This is a genomic window from Bradyrhizobium sp. URHC0002 (assembly GCF_054059515.1).
Window position 1 is genome coordinate 1,401,542 of record NZ_JBSSCF010000001.1, and the last position, 16,904, is coordinate 1,418,445.

A 16,904-nucleotide genomic window follows, 5' to 3' on the forward strand; every position below is an offset into this window, starting at 1 on the left:
CTCAGCCGCCGTAAAGATAGTTCGGCAGCCACAACGTCATGCCGGGCCACAGATACATGATCACCATGCAGACGATGACGATCAGCATGTAAGGCATCATGCCGGCGAATATCTGGTTCAGCGTGACGTGCTTCGGCGCCACGCCCTTGAGGTAGAACGCCGACATCGCGACCGGCGGCGACAGGAACGCGGCCTGCAGGTTCACGAACACCAGCACGCCCCACAGGATCGGGTCGATGCCGAAGTGCTTGAGCATCGGCAGGAAGATCGGCACGAAGATGATGATGATCTCGGTCCATTCCAGCGGCCAGCCCAGCACGAAGATGATGGCCTGCGACAGGATCATGAACTGTACCGGCGTCATGTTGAGCGAGAGCACCCAGCTTTCCAGCAGCGCCTGTCCGCCGAGAATCGCGAACACCGCCGAGAACAGCGCGGAGCCGACGAACAGCCAGCACACCATGGCCGTGGTCTTCGCGGTCAGGAACACCGCTTCCTTGGTGCGCTTCCAGTCGAGCGTGCGGGCATGGAACGCCAGGATGAAGGCGCCGGCCGCGCCAACCGCAGCCGATTCCGTCGCGGTCGTGATGCCGAACAGGATGACCGCGAGAACGATGACGGTCAGGATGCCGAGCGGCATCACCGACGACGTCAGGAGCTTGAGCACCTCGAAGCGCTCGCCGTTCATGCGCCAATAGGAACGCGCGTTCCACAGCAACAACACGGCGGCGCTGATCCCGAACCAGAGATAGAACTGGAAGTCCGGACCTTTTTCGGCGGGCGTCGCTTCCGGCGTCGCCGCCGCGCTGCCGAGTTGCTGCAGCCCCTCAACTGGCCCGGAGGCTGCGCCGGCCTGCTGATGGATCACGACGTACCACCACACGGTGGCCAGCGTGATCGCGGTGATCAGGAACGGCACCAGGGCGATGATGAAATTCTTCAGCACCGCCCCATAGGTCATCGGCTTGCCGTCGGCCTCCAGGGTCTTCGCTTGCGCTGGCGAAATCAGTGCCTTGAGCAGGCCGACGAACATGTTGGGCGAATACAGCGTCTCGAACTGCTTGATCCAGGCCGGCACGTTGACGCGGGTCTGCTCCTCCGGCAGCGGCGGCGCGATCTTCGGATTGATCAGCGCCCAGCCGATGACGTAGACCAGATAAAGGAACGCCAGGAAGAAGCCCGGGAACATCGCGGCCGCATACAGCTTGACGACCGATTGGCCGGCAACGGCCGCGTAGACGATGATCATCACCGAGGGCGGGATCAGGATGCCGAGCGTGCCGCCCGCCGTGATGACGCCGGAGGCGAGCTTGACGTCGTAGCCGGCGCGCAGCATCGGGTTGAAGGCGATGACGCCCATCAGCACGACGACGGCGCCGACCAGGCCGCTCGCGATTCCCCAGAACGTGCAGACGATCAGGGTCGCCACCGCGAGCGAAGCCGGCATGCGGCGGAATGCAAGCTGGATCGAATAGAACATCTTGTCGACCAGCGCGCCGCGCTCCATCACGTAGCCCATCAGCACGAACAGCGGGATCGAGATCAGGACGTCATTGGTCATCGCGCCATAGGTGCGCTGAACCATCAGGTCGAAGACGCGGTTCTGCGTCCAGTTGTGCGACGGATCGTAGAACGCGATGAAGCCGAAGAACATGCCGAGGCCCATCAGCGTGAAGGCCGTGGCAAAACCCATCATGATGACGACGACGATAAGCGCCAGCATCAGCAGGCCGAGTGCGGGATCGCTCATGTTTGCACGTCTCCGCCCATTCCGCGCTGACGCGCCATTTCATCGATGCGCGCCGCGCCCTCGATCGCCATCTTGCGCGATTCCTCATCGACATATTCGCTATGCGCGAGCTGTTCCTCGATCACGTCGATCTCCGCGACGTCCTTCAGCCGGCTCGGCCATTCGCCGGTCTTCAGGCAAACCACGCAGCGCACGATCTCGGCAACGCCCTGCAGCATGATCAGCGCGCCGGCGATCGGGATCACCGACTTGAAATGGTAGACCGGCGGGCCGTCCGCGGTGACGTTCGAGTGTTCCGCAATACGCCAGGAGTCCGCTGCGTAGAAGTAGCCGGCATAGACCAACGCTGCGATGCCGGGCAGGAAGAACACGATGTAGAGCACGAGGTCGAGCGTTGCCTGGGTGCGCGGCTGCATCGAGGAATAGAGGAAGTCGCCTCTGACGTGGGCGTTCTGCGCCAGCGTGTAGGCACCGCACAGCATGAACAGCGACCCGTACAGCATGTTGTCGAGGTCGAAGATCCAGGACGTCGGCATGTTCATGATGTAGCGCTTGAACACTTCGATGCAGACGACGCTCATCAGCACGATCATCAGCCACGCGGTGGCCTTGCCGACCCAGGTGCTGATGCCGTCGATCGTGTGCAGGAAACTCTGGACGCTCATGGCGGTGCGACCGTTTGGGGCGAGGAATTTTTCAAAATATCTTACAGTACAAAGCACCATCCGGGCGTTCCCGGACAGTGCTTTGCTAATTTAGAGCATTTTCAGAGTGGCGTCAGATCTTCTTGGCTGCGCCGTTGGCGCCCCAATAATGATCATAGGCCATCTTGCGGCTTACCACCGTGTCCTGCTCCCACTGCGTCGTCCGCTTGGCGAATGCAAGCTGCGATTGCAGGATTTCCTTGAACAGCGCATTTTCCGCCGACTTCTTCTTGACCACCTCGTCATAGACTTCGAGCTGCTGCTTCAGGATGGCGTCGGGCGTCTTGTAGAACTTGACGTTGTCCTTGCTCTGCATCTCCGCATAGTCCTTGGAGTAGCGGTCGATCGCCTTCCAGGACATGTCCGCCGAAGCCGCGTCCACGGCGTTGGCAATGATCGCCTTCATCTTCTCCGGCAGCGCGTTGTATTTGTCCTTGTTGAAGGTGATCTCGAACTGCTCGGCGTTCTGGTGATAGCTCTGCAGCATGCAGACCTTGGAAACGTCGGGGAAACCGAGCACGCGGTCCGAGGTGGCATTGTTGAACTCGGCCGCGTCGAGCAGGCCGCGGTCCATGGCGGAGACGATTTCGCCGCCGGGCAGCGCGTTGACGGCCGCGCCCATCGCGGTGAACACGTCAATGGAGATGCCGACGGTGCGGTACTTCAGGCCCTTGATGTCGTCGGCCTTGGCGATCGGTTTCTTGAACCAGCCGAACGGCTGCGTCGGCATCGGCCCGTAGGGGAACGACACGACGTTGGCGCCGATCGATTCATAGAGCTTGGCGAGCAGCTCCTTGCCGCCGCCGTAGCGGTGCCAGGACAGCAGCATGTTGGCGTCCATGGCAAAGCCCGGTCCCGAACCCCACAAGGCCAGCGCGGTCTGCTTGCCGTAGTGATAGACGAGCACGCCATGGCCGCCGTCGAGCACGCCCTTGGATACCGCATCGAGCAGTCCGAAGGCGGGCACCACGGCGCCTGCCGGCAGCACCTCGATCTTGAGATCGCCGCCGGTCATGTCGTTGACCTTCTTGGCGTAGTCGAGGGCGTATTCGTGGAAAATGTCCTTTGACGGCCAGGTGCTCTGCCAGCGCATGCTGATCGGCCCCTGGGCGCTGACGACGGTCGGAGCGGCAACTGCCGCGGCAGCCCCCGCTGCAGCCACTTTCAGGAAGCGGCGGCGCGTCGAAGTCTTGTCCTTGGTTGGTTTGGTCATGAAGTCCTCCCGGTTGGACCGGTCCTTGGACGGCCGGCCGTTGTTGGTTGACGCGAACTCTACGGGCCGGGCCCGAGCTTTGGCAAGGATACGTTATACCAGTGCGGCGTTGCGGCGCGGTCGTGGGCGGCAACCCATGAGCATCCCAAAGAGCACCACCATGGCGCCGGCCGGCGGCCCGATTGGTTAACGGCCAGCCGGGAGCACCGCGCGATCGCACTCCGTCGCTAAAATCAGGTGCTGCTGCCCGCCGCGGTCGCGACCACCGGCAAGACCTCGTTGGCGGCGCGGTCGGGGGTATCTTCCTTCCAGCGGACCGAACCGAACGGCCGCTCCAGCATGCGGCGGACGCGGATCGGTTCGGGCCCGAGATGAAAGTCGATCGCGCGCTGGTGCAGGGCGCGCTCGGATTGCGTCGGGCGGCTGCGCTGGCGCAGGTAATCCAGCCAGGTCGGGCAGTGGTAGCGCTCGGTCCATAATTCCGGGTCGGCGATGTCGCGCGCGATCGACCAGCCATAGGCGCCGTTGCGCTGGCGGCTGAGCTGCACTTCCTGCATCACATTGTGGAACGCGCGCGCGCTGTCCTGCGCGACGCGATACTCGATCTCGACCACCAGCGGCCCGCTGCGGCCGGTCAGCGACAGCCGCACCTCGGGATCGGCAAGGACGTCGGTGGCATCCTCGTTGCGCGCGCCGACCGGCGGCATGCGCAGCCAGATTCCAAGCAGCGGCGATACCAGCATCAGACCGGCCGAAACCAGTAGCGCAATCTCCACGCCGGCAATGTCGGTGAGGTGTCCCCAGCCCCAGCTTCCCAGGGCGATACCGCCGGCGATCGAAGCCTGGAAAGCCGCCAGCGAACGCCCTGCGACCCAGCGCGGCGCCGAGAGCTGCACGCCGATGTTGAACAGCGCGACCGCCAGCATCCACACCGCGCCGGCGAGCACCAGGGCGACCGCCGTCAAGATGGCGTTCGTGCTCAGGGCGACCGAAGCGATCGCGCCGGCCATCGATATCGCGCAGGCGCGCACCGCGGCTTCGCCGCTCATGCGCCGGCGCACCTCGCCGATATTCAGCGCGCCAAACACCGCGCCCATGCCGAAGGCCCCCAGCATGATGCCGTAAGTTTGCGCGCCGCCATGCAGCAGGTCGCGGGCGACCAGCGGCATCAGCGCCGAGACCGAGCCGCCGATCAAGCCGGTGACCAATGTCCGGATCAGGACGATGCGGATCGACGGGGAGTTTGCGATGTAGCGCACGCCCGAGACGATGGCGCGGTTAAGACGTTCGCGCGGCAGGCGCGACGGTTCGTGGGTGCGGTTCCACAGAAACAGCACCGTCATCAGCGGCAGGTACAGCACCGCATTGACGGCGAACGCCGCCACGGCGCCCGCGGTCGCGACCACGATGCCGCCGATCGCCGGCCCGAAGCTGCGCGCGATGTTGTAGCTGATGCCGTTGAGCGCGACCGCCGCCGGCAGCGTTTCCGCCGGCACCTGTTCGCTGACCGAGGCCTGCCAGGCCGGCCCGAACAGCGCCATGCCGCTGCCGACGACGAAACACAGCGCCAGCAGGATATTCGGCGTCACGAGGCCGAGCCACGCCAGCACGGTCAGCACCGTTGCGCCAACCAGCGCAATGGCGAGCGAGACCATCGCGACGACGCGCCGGTCGTGCATGTCGGCAATGGCGCCGGCCGGCATCGCGATCAGCATGATCGGCAGCATCAGCGCGGTCTGCACCAGCGCGACCTTGTCGGCGGAAGAGGTCATCTGCGTCATCGCCCAGGCCGCGCCGACGCCCTGGATCAATATGCCGAGGTTGGATACGAGGCTGGCGAGCCAGATACGCCGGAACACCCCATGCCGCAGCGGCGCTGTGATGCCTTCAGTCGCAAGACGCGGGCGTTTCGGCTGGTCGGTCATGATCGGTTCCGTTGGCGTTCTGTCACCGGCTTGATTCCATTCGAATTTAAAGTGATGCCTGCGAAAACCCTGGCCTGTCCAGTCGTTACACCGCTTTCGGCGGTGCTACAGCACAGCTAAGGTACTGAAAAGCAACGGGAGGTTTCGAAATGGGGCTATCGCGGCGGTCGATCCTGAAGAGTGCGGGAGCTTTGCCGTTGCTGGCGGGCTCACTCGGCCTTCCGCTCTTTGGCCTGCAGGTACGGGCGCAGACGGCGCTGGCGGCGGTTCCGCCGGTCCTGTTCGTGCATGGTAATGGCGACCATGCGGCGCTCTGGATCACCACATTATGGCGCATGGAATCCAACGGTGTGCCGCGGGACCGGATGCTCGCCATCAGTTTCACCGATCCGCTGGCGCGCACCGATGACAAAGTGGAGCAGGCAAACCGTTCCTCGACCGAAGACCAGCGCCGCGAGCTCGGCGAGGCCGTCAAGGAATTGCAGCGTCGCACTGGCGCGTCGCGCGTCGCGCTCGTCGGCAATTCGCGCGGCGGCTATTCGATCCGCAACTACATCAAGAATGGCGGCGGCGCCGACATTAGCCATGCCGTGCTGTGCGGTGTCCCAAACCACGGCATCTATGATTGGGACGATGGTCCGGGCGGCGAGTTCAACGGCCGCGGTCCGTTCCTGCGCGGCTTGAACGAAGGTGAGAGCGAGGTGACGCCGGGCACGGCGTTCCTCACCTTGCGCAGCGACGGCATCGACAAATATGCGCAAGCCGACGCGCGGTTTGTCGGCAAGCCCGGCACGCCGACCGGCGTGACCACGGAAGGGCCAGCGCTGAAGGGCGCGACCAATCTCGTGCTCGGCGCGCTCGATCATCGCGAGATCGCATTTCATCCACGCGCGTTTCGCGAGATCTATAAATTCATCGCAGGCCAGGAGCCGTCACGCATCGAGATCGTGCCGGAAGCGGAAGTCAAACTGAGCGGGCTCGTCACGGGCACGCCGGGCGGCGTGGTCACCAACCGCCCGGTCTCGGGCGCAACAGTCGAAATCTATCGCGTCTCCGCCGACACCGGCGAACGCATCGGCGGTCCAATCCATTCGTCGCAAACCGGCGCCGACGGCCGCTGGGGCCCGGCGCAGGTCGAGCCGGCCTGGTATCTCGAAATAGTGCTGGCATCGGCCGGCTCTCCCACGACGCATCTTTATCGCTCGCCATTTCCGCGCTCCTCCGACGTCGTGCATCTGCGCGCCGCCCGACCGCTCGGGCCGGCCGATGCGGGCGCGGGTGCCGTGGTCCTGATGTCGCGCCCGCGCGGCTATTTCGGCTTGCCGCGGGATGTGGTGCTGATCGACGGCAAGGAGCCAAAGGACGTGAAATCCGGCGTACCGACCGATTCGGTCACAACCTTGCGCCTTCCGGCGGAGGAGGTTGGCCGGGCGGTGATATCAATGTTCAATACAGAACGTATCGTGGCGCGGGCCTGGCCGGCGTCGGAAAACCGCATTGCGGTTGCCGAACTGACTTACTAACTCTGTGTGGACCGCCGTGCCATTGTGAAGCCCGGTTCGAAAGACATAGCTAGAGCAGTAGCCCGCATGAGCGAAGCGATATGCGGGACTTCGGTACATCCCGGATATCGCTGCGCTCATCCGGGCTACGAAAGTGGCACCCATGAGCATAGCCGAAGCCTACGACATGCCGGTCGCACGGGTGCCGCTGGTGCCGCCAAGCCCGCCACGGGCGCCCGAAGACATGACGATGTTCGGGCGGTTGAAGGCGATCCGCATCAGCCCTATCGGCATGTGGGGCCAGCGGGCCTATGAAGAAGATATCGTCCAGGGCCGTTTTTTCGGGCGTGGCAGTTTCATTCTCAACGTGCCTGATGCGATCCGACACGTGCTGGTCGACAATTTCGAGAACTATACGCGCACGCCGGTGAGCTTCCGGGTGTTACGTCCGATATTAGGCCAGGGCCTGCTGATTGCCGAAGGACGCGCGTGGAAACATCAGCGCCGAACGCTGGCGCCGGCCTTCACGCCGCGGGCGGTCTCGACGCTCGTTCCGCACATGCTGGCGGCAACCGACGAGACGGTTGCCAAGCTCAGGGCCGCCAGCAACGCGCCCGTCGACCTGCGCGAAGCCATGCAGCGGATGACGCTGGAGATCGCCGGCCGCACCATGTTTTCGTTCGGGATGGACCGCCATGGCGCTGCGTTGCGCGACTTCGTGATGGAGTATGGCGAGCGGCTGGCGCGTCCGCATTTTCTTGATCTGGTGCTGCCGCTGAACTGGCCGAGCCCGCAGGATTTGTCCCGCGCCCGCTTCCGCAAGCGCTGGACGGCGTTCGTTGGCATGCTGATGGCTGAACGCCGCGCCGCCGGCAAGAACGAGGGTGCGCCTGCGCGCGACCTGTTCGACCTGATGGGTGACGCGCGCGATCCGGAAACCGGCGAGGCCTTCACTGATGACCAGTTGGGCGATCAGATCGCGACCATGATTCTGGCCGGCCATGAGACGACGGCAACGGCGCTGTTCTGGGCGCTCTATTTGCTGGCGCTCGATCCTGCGGCACAGCAGGAGGTCGCCAACGAGGTGCAGAGTGCAACCGTCGACGGCACGCTCGATATCGAGCGTCTGAAATTCACCCGCGCGGTGATCGACGAAACCATGCGACTTTATCCGCCGGCGTTCCTGATTGCCCGTGCCGCCAGCGGGCCGGACACGATCGCGGGGCTTCCGGTCAAGAAGAAGGATGTCATCCTGATCGCGCCGTGGCTGCTGCACCGGCACGAGAAGCTCTGGCGCGAGCCGAGCGCCTTCATCCCGTCCCGCTTCATGACCGGCACGCCGCCCGATCGCTTTGCCTATCTGCCGTTCGGCGTCGGTGCACGCGTCTGCATCGGCGCGCATTTCGCGCTGGTCGAGGCAACGCTGGCACTGGCGAAGATGATCGGCGCGTTTCGCGTCGCGCTGGTCGATAAGGAGCCCGTGATGCCGATCGGCGTAGTGACGACGCAGCCTGACCGTTCGCCGATGTTTGCCATCACGCCCCGGTAGTGTCTTTGAGGCGAAAGCCTTCCCCCGACCTGATCAGGATCGATCGCCGGTTCGCGCGAACAGAACGTGCCAAACGACAGAGAGTACCTTGCGGAGTCGCTTCGCCAACGTCATCTAGGTTGTCAGCATGAGCAATACCCAGGCCCAGTTCTCAGTTCTGCGGCAGACCGCCGATCCCGCGGTCGTGGATGCCATTTCGCAGTTGATCGCGAAGGGCGAGGATCGCGATCTCAACCGGATCAACCTGCTGGATTTTTCTGCGCGGAACGGGCTCGACGAGGAAAAGGTCATCTCGGCCTTCCTGCATTCCGCGCGCCTCGGGCTGTTCGATCTCAGCTGGAATGTCCTGTGCCCCGGCTGCGGCGGCGTGCTCGGCGCGCACAACACCCTGAAATCGCTTCGGCACGACGACTACAATTGCGCGTTATGCGCCCAGGGCTACGAGGCATCCGTCGACGACCGTGTGGAGGTTTCCTTCACCGTCAGTCCCCGCGTCAGGCGCATCGCGGCGCATGATCCCAACACGCTGCCGATCTGGGAATATAACCGCCAGATGTTCTGGAGCTCGGGGATGGACCTGAGCGAAGAATCGATCACACGTCTGATCGACGAGGTTTCGCTCGAGGCCATCGAACTGCCGGCGGGCGAGAAGGCGGTGCTGTCGCTGCAATTGCCCAATCAGTTCGTGATCGTGTTCGAGCCGGTGACGCATTCGGCGCATTTTCTGGATATCCAGGGCGAGCCGACCCGCGAGCGCCAGCAGTTTTCCATCGTCTTCAACAAGCTGCACGCGCCGACCGGCACGACCGTGATGCGTCCCGGGCCGCTGCGTTTGTCGCTTGAGAACCAGACCGACCACCGGGTGCTTCCGGCGGTCTGGGTCGCCAACGACACGCTCCATGAGCTGCTCGGCAAGCGCAAGCCGATCCTGACCGCCAAGCGGATGCTGTCGAACCAGACGTTTCGCGACGTCTTCAAGGCGGATAACCTCAACGTCGATCAGCGCCTGAAGATCACGTCGCTGACGTTCCTGTTCACTGACCTGAAGGGCTCCACGGCGCTCTACGAGCGGGTCGGCGATCTCGCCGCCTTCGATCTGGTGCGGGCGCATTTCCATGCGCTACTCGAAATCATCGCATCCGAGAAGGGCGCGGTGGTGAAGACGATCGGCGACGCCGTGATGGCGACCTTCATCAGGCCGGAACATGCGATCGTCGCGGGATTGCGCATGCGCGCGGCGATGGCCGCACTCAATGTCGAGCGCGGCAGGGAGGACCTGATGGTCAAGATCGGTATCCACGAAGGCCCGTGCCTGGCGGTGATGCTCAACGAGCGGCAGGATTATTTCGGCCAGACCGTCAATATCGCCGCTCGGGTGCAGAGCCTTTCGACCTCGCAGGAGATCCACATCACCGGCCCGGTGATTGATTCGGCGGCGGTTGCCACGATCCTTCAGAAGGAGGCGATCAGGCCGATCCAGAAGGAAGCCGCGCTGCGCGGCATCGCCGACAAGATCGTGGTGTACGAGATACCCTGATTGCTACTCGATCACGATTTCGCCGGTCATGCCGAGTTCGGCGTGGGTCTTGCCGTCGCTGGTCTTGATGTCGCAGCGCAGGTCGCTGGCCCGGCCGGCCGCGACCGGCACCAGCCACCACTCGGCTGACTGTCCCGGATAAACCTCGATCTCGCGGATCGCGCCCTTGAATTCGGCGAGCGTGACGGCCTTGCCGTTCTGCTGCTGCGTCACCTGCACCTTGCGCGTGAACACCATCTGCGAGAACGCATGCGAGGTGAAGTAATGCGGATCGCTGCTCGTGTTGCGCAGGATCAGCTTGTAGAGCTTGCCGGTTTCAAATTTCAGCTGCTTCGGCGTGAATTCATGTTTGCCGGGCGAGCCGAGATCGACCGTCACCTCGATCGGCGTCTGCCGCGACAGGTCGCCCGCCGCCAGTGCAGCGCCCGAAGCGATTCCGAGCACAACGGCAGCGCCAAGTGCGAAGCGGAAGGAGGTCATGAGCGTTTTCTCGAAAATCTCTCGTTAAAACAACGAGTTCTCTTTTAATGCAAATGCGAATGACTTGCAATTGGATGTTGGCCGCGTGGCCTGCGGCGAATCGCGCGGCCCGGCTTTTGGCCGGCAAGCCGCTTCTTTCCAAGCGGCACGGTTGCTGGACTTGAGCGACCCACCGGCAAGCGACGGTTCGCAATCGCTGCGATTGGCGTGCGTGCACTCGCGTTTCGACGCAGGTATTTTCCGTCACGTCCAAGATGACGCCGATTTAATCCGCTGGCGCTGCCGGGCATTTGTTGCGTGGATTGCGGAGGCCGAATTTTCAACCCATATTCGATCGACAGACTTTCACCACCTCGCAGGTAGACTGATGCTCGACGGACTGCGCCAATTCATTGCCGACATCGTTGCACCCAGTGCGGATCCGGATCTCGCGTTCGACGATACCGGATATCTCCTGGCGGCCACTGCGCTGCTGGTTCACGTCGTCTCGCTCGATGGGGAGCCGAGCGCGGTTGAGAAGCGCAAATTGCATAGTCTGATCGAAAGCCGCTTCAAGCTCGATCCCGGTACCGCGGATCATTTGATCGCGCAGGCTACGCGTGCCGAAGGCGAGGCGGTCGATCTCTATCACTTCACCAGCGTCATCATGCGTTCGGTCAATGAGGAGGGCCGGCTGCGCATCATCGAGATGATGTGGGAGCTGGTATATGCGGATGGCCAGGTCAGCGAGTTCGAGGATAACGTCGTCTGGCGCGCGGCCGATCTGCTCGGTATTTCATCGCGCGACCGGATCGATCTCAAGCACAAGGTGGCGGAGCAGCGGCAACCGGCCTCGTCCGAGGACCTATCGAAAACGGCCGACGCGGCGACATAACCGCGGCGCCGTTACACTCGTGAATTGTGCGTCACGGCAGATGACGAAACTTTAATGTGCCGCACCATCGGCGGCGAACAGGCGCGATAGGCCTGAAAATATTGAACTTCGATTGCCGGGGGGCGTAACTGTGCATGGCATGTACCCATGCACATGGCTTGCGTCACACTGTGCGCCTATGCTCTCGTTCTGCCGCTAGCGGCTACCTGCAATTGATTTAAGAGCATTCGATCGTGACCGAACGTGTGACGCTGATTACCGGTGCATCGGCGGGAATAGGCACCGAGCTGGCGCGCGTTTTTGCTTCCCATGGCCATCGTCTGGCGCTGGTGGCGCGCCGCGCCGATCGCCTGGAAGCGCTGGCGGCTGAAATCACGGCTGCGGGCGGCGCGGCTCCGATCGTCATTCCCTGCGACCTCGTGCAGCCTGATTCCTGCGACAGGATTGCCGAAGCTCTGGCCGCGGCCGACCTGGAAGTGGAGTACGTCGTCAACAATGCCGGCTTCGGCCTGTTTGGCAGGGCAGTCCAGCGCGATCGCTCCGATCAGCTCGACATGATCGCGGTCAACATCTGCGCATTGACCGATCTGTCGCTGCGGTTCTCCGAACAAATGATTCGCAACCGCGGCGGCTTGCTCAATGTCGGCTCGATCGCCGGCTTTCTGCCGGGGCCGGGAATGGCGGTTTACTACGCCACCAAGGCCTATGTGCTGTCGTTCACGGAGGCGATGCGGGCCGAGCTGGCGCCGCATGGCGTGCGCGTGACGGTGCTCTGCCCCGGTCCGGTGCCGTCGGAATTCCAGGCGCGCGCCGGGTTCAAGCCCGGTTTCGATTCGGCCGTTCTAAAGGTCTTGCCCGCCGACGTCGCGCAACAGGCCTATCACGGATTGATGGCGAACAAGCGGGCAGTGATGCCCGGTATCGGCATCAAGATCGTGCCGTTCCTGCTCCGGCTCTTCCCGCGCTCCTTTATCCTGGGCGCCGTCGGCCGTCTCCAGCTCCGCCAGCGCTGAAAAAACCACGTATTTTTGCGGGGAAAAGCGCGCGCGTGCCAGGAACGCGCGGCGGAGACCGTATCTGGCCCGCGACTTGCTTTTAGATTTTCGCGAGTGTGCGTGAGCTCACGCCAAATTAATACTCACTTGCGTATGGTTTGGGTTTGAGGCGCCAGAGCAACGTCGATGTCGTTCCGGTCGGGCAAAAATGACGAAAATATTCTGCCTTTTCCGGGCCCGAGGGCGGTTGCTTCAGCCGCCGCCGCCTCGCTGCCGGTCCTGATCGTTCTCCATCAGGAGACCTCGACCCCGGGACGGGTCGGCAATGCGCTGCGGGCGCTCGGCTTTCCCCTCGACATAAGGCGTCCGCGGTTCGGCGATCCCCTGCCGCAAACACTGGGCCAGCATGCCGGCGCGGTCATCTTTGGCGGCCCGATGAGCGCCAACGACTCCGACGATTATGTCCGTCGCGAAATCGACTGGATCGAAGTTCCCCTGCGTGAGCAGCGGCCGTTTCTCGGCATCTGCCTGGGCGCGCAGATGCTTGCCAAGCAATTGGGCGCGCAGGTCGCGCCGCATCACGAAGGGCGGGTGGAGGTCGGCTACTATCCGATCCGTCCGACGGAGGCGGGGCGTGCGCTCTGCCCGGATTGGCCGGAGCGCGTCTACCACTGGCACGGCGAGGGATTTCAACTGCCTCGCGGCGCAAAACTGCTTGCCGAAGGCGACGACTTTCCGGTGCAGGCGTATCAGCACGGTCACGCATTCGGCTTCCAGTTCCATCCCGACGTGACCTACGCCATGATGCATCGCTGGACCACGCGGGGTTGCGTCCGCATGGAGCAGCCGGGCGCGCAGCTGCGTCACCTTCACTTCGAAGGCCGCGCGGTGCACGACGTGATCGAGCGGGCGTGGTTGAAAAGTTTCATTGCGGGCTGGATCGCATGCGCGCCGCGCGCGATCATGCTGGATGCCGCCGAATAGCCGCCACGCGGAATTTCCCTGCGCGCCCCAAACGTCTTTCAAAATTCCGGGATGTGATAGTGTCGCCGCCTGAAGCCTGCGGACACCAGCAGGCAAATGGGAGGCGACATGACTGGCGACGAGTTCGCGCGGCTCCTCAGTGATTTCACGCTGTCGGCGGAGTCGGGCGATGGCGCGCGCTTCGCCAGCCATTTCACCGAAGACGCCGTCTATCACGACTACATCTACGGCCCGCATCAAGGCCGCGCCGACATCGCGGATATGATGCAGAACCTGTTTCATCGCGACGCCACCGACTATCGCTGGGAAATGTTCGATCCGGTGTTCGACGGTCACCAGGGTTATGCCTGGTGGCTGTCGAGCTTCACGTCGACGATTCCGCAGTTCAAGGACCGGCGCGTGGTGATCGACGGCATCAGCCGCTTCATCCTGCGTGACGGGCTGATCGCCGAATACCGGGAATCCGTCAATGGTGGGGTTGCGATGGCGCAGCTCGGCGTCGAACCGTCGCGGATGGAAAAAGTATTCCGGCGCTGGACCGGATGGCTCAAGGAGCGGCCGGAAACGTTAGATTATCTGGCGCGCCCGAAAGGCTCGCGCGCGAAACGTCGATGACAAGAACAACAGGGAGAGATCGCCGTGACCTATCAGCATATTCTCTATGAGGTGAGCGACAAGATCGCGACCATCACGCTCAACCGGCCGGACCGCATGAATGCGTGGACCGCGACCATGGAGCGTGATGTGCGCCGCGCGATGGAGGCGGCGGCCGGCGATGACGACGTCCGCGTCATCGTGCTCACCGGCGCCGGGCGCGCCTTCTGCGCCGGCGCGGATATGGAGGCGTTGCAAGCCATCGATCCCAGCGAGATCCGGCGCGGCGAGAACACCCCGCCGTTCGACATGAACCGCCGGGCGGACTGGCAGACGCGCTACGCTTATTATCCGGCGATCCCAAAGCCCGTGATCGGCATGCTGAACGGCGCCACCGCCGGCATCGGCCTGGTTCATGCGCTGTATTGCGACCTGCGTTTTGCCGCCGACAACACCGTCTTCACCACCTCGTTTGCGCGCCGCGGGCTGATCGCCGAGCACGGCATCAGCTGGATGCTGCCGCGCATCGTCGGTCACGCCAACGCGCTCGATTTGCTGATGTCCGCGCGGCGGGTCTCAAGCGAGGAGGCGCTGCGGATCGGGCTGGTCAACCGCCTCTATCCGCCGGACCTGTTGCGCGAGCAGACCTATGCTTATGCGCGCGATCTGGCCGATTTCGTCTCGCCCAGCGCGATTTCGGTGATCAAGCGCCAGCTCTACGACGTGCCGTTCCAGACGCTGGCGGAAGCCACCATCGACGCCAACCGCGAAATGCAGGTCGCGCTGAAGGGAAGCGATTTCCGGGAGGGCGTGGCGAGTTTTGTGGAGAAGAGGGCGCCAAGGTTTACGGGGAAGTGAGGGGGAGGGTAGGGGGCTTGCCTAGGCCCGCCGTCGCCCTTCGGACTATGGCGAGGCAGCCTTCGCTACGATGGAGGCTTGCCTAGCCGAAGCAGGCGCAGCCTGCGAAGGCTGGTGGAGCCAGGCGGGATCGAACCGCCGACCTCGTCATTGCGAACGACGCGCTCTCCCAGCTGAGCTATGGCCCCATCGCGACCGCCTCGAGAGGACCCGAAGCGATCGACAATCGGCGCCATTTACAGTCCGGCCCAAGGCCAAGTCAAGAACGGTTAAAGCACCGATTTTGGCGTCATTTTGCCGGGAACTTCCCTTGTTTGCGGGGGGATGAACCGGTATCTAGCTGGTACCCCACCTGCGAGCCCCCTCCACATGCGCGCTGTCCTCGACATCATCATCATCGTCCTCGACCTCTATGTCTGGCTTTTGATCGCTTCGGCCATCCTGTCCTGGCTGATCGCCTTCAACGTCGTGAACACGCGCAACCAGTTCGTCGCGGCGGTGGCCGAGTTCCTCTACCGGATTACCGAGCCGGCGCTGGCGCCGATCCGCCGGTTCATGCCCAATCTGGGCGGGCTCGATATCTCGCCGATCATCCTGATCCTGCTCATCATGTTCATCCAGCGGGTGATCCTTTATTACATCTATCCCAACGTCATCTGATCGCAGGCGCCGATAGCCGATGGATGCCTGATGGATGTCCTATGGATCCCTGGCGCTATTCCACCGAAGGCATCAGCGTCGCGCTGCGGGTGACGCCGCGCGGCGGCCGCGACGATATCGACGGAATTGAAACGCTCGCCAACGGCCGCTCCGTGGTCAAGGTTCGCGTCCGCGCCATCGCCGATGGCGGCGAGGCCAACCGTGCGGTGACCGAGCTGCTGGCGAAAGTGCTCGGCGTGCCGAAGGCCAAGGTAAAAATTCTGTCGGGCACGACCTCGCGCCTCAAGCAGGTCGCCGTCGACGGCGATCCCAGGATTCTCGGCGAAACGCTCCGGAAGGCGGCAGCCGCACAGATAGAGAAGACGAAAGATTGAGATGACGGCACGCATTATCGACGGAAAAGTCATTGCAGCGGAGCTTCGCGCCCGCGTCGCGGAAGAGGTTGCCCGGGTCAAGCGCGAGCATCAGCTCACGCCGGGCCTTGCCGTGGTGCTGGTCGGCAGCGATCCGGCCAGCCAGGTCTATGTCCGCAGCAAGCACAAGCAGACCCAGGAAGCCGGCATGGCGTCGTTCGAGCACGTATTGCCCGAAGACGTCGCGCAGGCCGATCTGCTGGCGCTGATCGCAAAGCTCAACGGCGATCCCGCGGTGCACGGCATTCTCGTGCAATTGCCGTTGCCGAAATCGATCCACACCGAAACCGTCATCAACGCCATCGACCCGGCCAAGGATGTCGACGGCTTGCACCCGAACAATGCCGGCCGGCTCGCCGGTGGTTTTGCCGCGCTGTCGCCATGTACGCCGCTCGGCTGCATCATCCTGACCAAGAGTGTGCATGCCTCGCTGGAAGGCATGAATGCGATCGTGATCGGCCGCTCCAACCTGGTCGGCCGTCCGCTGGTGCAATTGCTGCTCAATGAGAATGCGACGGTGACGATCGCGCATTCGCGCTCAAAGGATCTGCCGCAACTCTGCGCCCGCGCCGATCTGGTCTATGCCGCCGTCGGCAAGCCCGAGATGGTGCGCGCCGGCTGGATCAAGCCAGGCGCCACCGTGATCGATGTCGGCATCAACCGCCTGCCTCTGGCCGATGGCAAGACCCGGCTGGTCGGTGACGTCGCGTTCAAGGAGGTGGCCGAGGTCGCCGGCGCGATCACGCCGGTGCCCGGCGGTGTCGGGCAAATGACGGTGGCGTGTCTGCTGGTGAATACGCTGCGCGCGGCCTGTGCGATTCACCGGCTGGCGACGCCGGGCGTGTGAGCCTGCGCTCTCTCCTCGT

16 protein-coding genes and 1 tRNA gene are annotated in these 16,904 nt (G+C 63.5%); 11 read left to right on the forward strand and 6 right to left on the reverse strand.

Going from position 1 to position 16,904, the window contains the following annotated elements:
* Position 1: 1 nt before the first annotated feature.
* The 4 genes from ACVWVY_RS06690 to ACVWVY_RS06705 form a co-directional block, all read right to left on the reverse strand.
* Positions 2-1,750, reverse strand: coding sequence for a TRAP transporter large permease (locus ACVWVY_RS06690; protein WP_456625632.1), 1,749 nt, complete (start codon positions 1,748-1,750; stop codon positions 2-4).
* Entirely contained in the window at positions 1,747-2,415 is a 669-nt protein-coding gene (locus tag ACVWVY_RS06695; RefSeq protein WP_456625633.1) for a TRAP transporter small permease subunit, read from the reverse strand. Before ACVWVY_RS06695 ends, ACVWVY_RS06690 begins: the two co-directional genes overlap by 4 nt.
* 112 nt (positions 2,416-2,527) lie before the next feature.
* Positions 2,528-3,667 (reverse strand): TRAP transporter substrate-binding protein, encoded by a 1,140-nt coding sequence (locus ACVWVY_RS06700; protein WP_456625634.1) that lies wholly within the window; start codon positions 3,665-3,667, stop codon positions 2,528-2,530.
* 233 nt (positions 3,668-3,900) lie between these two features.
* Positions 3,901-5,592: an MFS transporter gene (locus ACVWVY_RS06705; RefSeq protein ID WP_456625635.1), complete on the reverse strand. Its 1,692-nt coding sequence runs from the start codon at positions 5,590-5,592 to the stop codon at positions 3,901-3,903.
* Between the two features lie 149 nt (positions 5,593-5,741).
* On the opposite strand from ACVWVY_RS06705, the gene ACVWVY_RS06710 reads away from it, so the two are divergent.
* The 3 genes from ACVWVY_RS06710 (at position 5,742) to ACVWVY_RS06720 (ending at position 10,180) form a co-directional block, all read left to right on the forward strand.
* Positions 5,742-7,115, forward strand: a complete 1,374-nt coding sequence (locus ACVWVY_RS06710; protein ID WP_456625636.1) for a hydrolase — start codon at positions 5,742-5,744, stop codon at positions 7,113-7,115.
* Positions 7,116-7,257: 142 nt separating this feature from the next.
* Positions 7,258-8,643, forward strand: coding sequence for a cytochrome P450 (locus ACVWVY_RS06715; RefSeq protein WP_456625637.1), 1,386 nt, complete (start codon positions 7,258-7,260; stop codon positions 8,641-8,643).
* A gap of 127 nt (positions 8,644-8,770) precedes the next feature.
* A complete protein-coding gene (locus ACVWVY_RS06720) occupies positions 8,771-10,180 on the forward strand; it encodes a DUF5939 domain-containing protein (protein ID WP_456625638.1) in 1,410 nt (469 codons plus the stop codon).
* Positions 10,181-10,183: 3 nt separating this feature from the next.
* On the opposite strand, the gene ACVWVY_RS06725 is transcribed toward ACVWVY_RS06720, so the two are convergent.
* Positions 10,184-10,660 carry a hypothetical protein gene (locus tag ACVWVY_RS06725; protein WP_456625639.1) on the reverse strand — a complete coding sequence of 159 codons (477 nt, stop codon included), beginning with the start codon at positions 10,658-10,660 and terminating at the stop codon, positions 10,184-10,186.
* A 367-nt stretch (positions 10,661-11,027) separates the two neighbouring features.
* Here ACVWVY_RS06725 and ACVWVY_RS06730 point away from each other — a divergent pair, with 367 nt between their 5' ends.
* The 5 genes from ACVWVY_RS06730 to ACVWVY_RS06750 all read left to right on the forward strand — a co-directional run bounded on the left by ACVWVY_RS06730 (position 11,028) and on the right by ACVWVY_RS06750 (position 14,965).
* Positions 11,028-11,534, forward strand: coding sequence for a tellurite resistance TerB family protein (locus ACVWVY_RS06730; protein WP_456625640.1), 507 nt, complete (start codon positions 11,028-11,030; stop codon positions 11,532-11,534).
* Positions 11,535-11,767: 233 nt separating this feature from the next.
* Complete coding sequence (locus ACVWVY_RS06735; protein ID WP_456625641.1) at positions 11,768-12,547, forward strand: SDR family NAD(P)-dependent oxidoreductase; 780 nt, start codon at positions 11,768-11,770, stop codon at positions 12,545-12,547.
* A gap of 168 nt (positions 12,548-12,715) precedes the next feature.
* A complete protein-coding gene (locus ACVWVY_RS06740) occupies positions 12,716-13,513 on the forward strand; it encodes a glutamine amidotransferase (protein WP_456625642.1) in 798 nt (265 codons plus the stop codon).
* A gap of 108 nt (positions 13,514-13,621) precedes the next feature.
* Positions 13,622-14,128, forward strand: a complete 507-nt coding sequence (locus ACVWVY_RS06745; RefSeq protein WP_456625643.1) for a nuclear transport factor 2 family protein — start codon at positions 13,622-13,624, stop codon at positions 14,126-14,128.
* A gap of 24 nt (positions 14,129-14,152) precedes the next feature.
* Positions 14,153-14,965, forward strand: coding sequence for an enoyl-CoA hydratase (locus tag ACVWVY_RS06750; RefSeq protein WP_456625644.1), 813 nt, complete (start codon positions 14,153-14,155; stop codon positions 14,963-14,965).
* A 112-nt stretch (positions 14,966-15,077) separates the two neighbouring features.
* Here ACVWVY_RS06750 and ACVWVY_RS06755 read toward each other — a convergent pair.
* Positions 15,078-15,153: transfer RNA gene (locus ACVWVY_RS06755), tRNA-Ala, on the reverse strand.
* A 181-nt stretch (positions 15,154-15,334) separates the two neighbouring features.
* On the opposite strand from ACVWVY_RS06755, the gene ACVWVY_RS06760 reads away from it, so the two are divergent.
* The 3 genes from ACVWVY_RS06760 to folD are packed head-to-tail and all read left to right on the forward strand — an operon-like array spanning position 15,335 to position 16,885.
* Positions 15,335-15,625, forward strand: a complete 291-nt coding sequence (locus tag ACVWVY_RS06760; RefSeq protein WP_456625645.1) for a YggT family protein — start codon at positions 15,335-15,337, stop codon at positions 15,623-15,625.
* A gap of 41 nt (positions 15,626-15,666) precedes the next feature.
* A complete protein-coding gene (locus ACVWVY_RS06765; protein ID WP_456625646.1) occupies positions 15,667-15,999 on the forward strand; it encodes a DUF167 domain-containing protein in 333 nt (110 codons plus the stop codon).
* A 1-nt stretch (position 16,000) separates the two neighbouring features.
* On the forward strand, positions 16,001-16,885 hold the full coding sequence (gene folD, locus ACVWVY_RS06770) for a bifunctional methylenetetrahydrofolate dehydrogenase/methenyltetrahydrofolate cyclohydrolase FolD (RefSeq protein ID WP_456625647.1): 885 nt from the start codon (positions 16,001-16,003) through the stop codon (positions 16,883-16,885).
* Positions 16,886-16,904: the final 19 nt, after the last annotated feature.